This is a genomic window from Rhizobium sp. UFLA01-1127, assembly GCF_059803845.1.
In genome coordinates this window covers 1-828 of record NZ_JAUQTZ010000309.1, presented here as the reverse complement: position 1 = coordinate 828, position 828 = coordinate 1, and the positions used below count along the sequence as shown (strand labels likewise).

Sequence of the window (828 nt, the reverse complement as noted above, 5' to 3'; positions counted from 1 at the left end):
GTCCTGCAGCGCGAAGGCGACCGCTGCAGCAAGGATGCGGGAGCCAGACGCATCCCCTTTTCGATCATCATGCTCGATATCGATCATTTCAAGAAGATCAACGACAGCTACGGCCATTCCTTCGGCGATACGGTTCTGGCGCGCTTGGCGGATGTGATCAGGCAGACCGTTCGCAAGACCGACATTGCCGCCCGCTACGGCGGCGAAGAGATCGTTGTCCTGCTGCCGAATACCGATACCAGGGCGGCGGTCGTCGTCGCGGAGAAGATCCGCAAGGATATCGAGGCGGCGATTGTAATGTTCGGGCAGGAGACCATCCGCGTCACGGTCAGCATCGGCATTGCCTGCTCTCTCGAACCGACCACCGACTTCAAATACGTGCTGGAGGCGGCCGACAAGGCTCTCTATCGCGCAAAGGCGGGCGGCCGAAATCGTGCGGAACTGGCGGAGGCCGCATAGCCTCCGGCGATGAATATGATGCCCTCCTTCTTCTTTGTCGTTCAGCGTCCTTGACGGGAAGGGTCAGTCCGGAATAACTGGAGGCGACGGTTCCCCAAGGAAGACTCCGAAGGGATTAATAGGGAACACGGTGAGGACGACCCAAGAGGGACCTAGACCGTGGCTGCCCCCGCAACTGTAAGCGGATTGCCGATCATCCGGGAGCGACCAGCCTGCTGGATCTCTCTCAGGGCCTCGAGCCGCGCCACTGCAAGCATGCTTGCGGGAAGGCAGATGATTGTCAGATATCCGCAAGCCAGGAGACCTGCCGTCGATCACGATCCAATCAGCCGGGCGGGGATGCCCGGAAGGGACAGAGAATGATTGACC

1 protein-coding gene and 1 riboswitch are annotated in these 828 nt (G+C 60.1%); the gene reads left to right on the top strand.

All coding sequences use genetic code 11. From position 1 onward, the window contains the following. The coding region (locus Q4Q11_RS31935; protein ID WP_498571994.1) for a GGDEF domain-containing protein at positions 1-459 on the top strand (459 nt) is incomplete at its 5' end. A 70-nt stretch (positions 460-529) separates the two neighbouring features. After that, positions 530-785, top strand: a riboswitch (cobalamin riboswitch). The last annotated feature ends 43 nt before the right edge of the window (positions 786-828 follow it).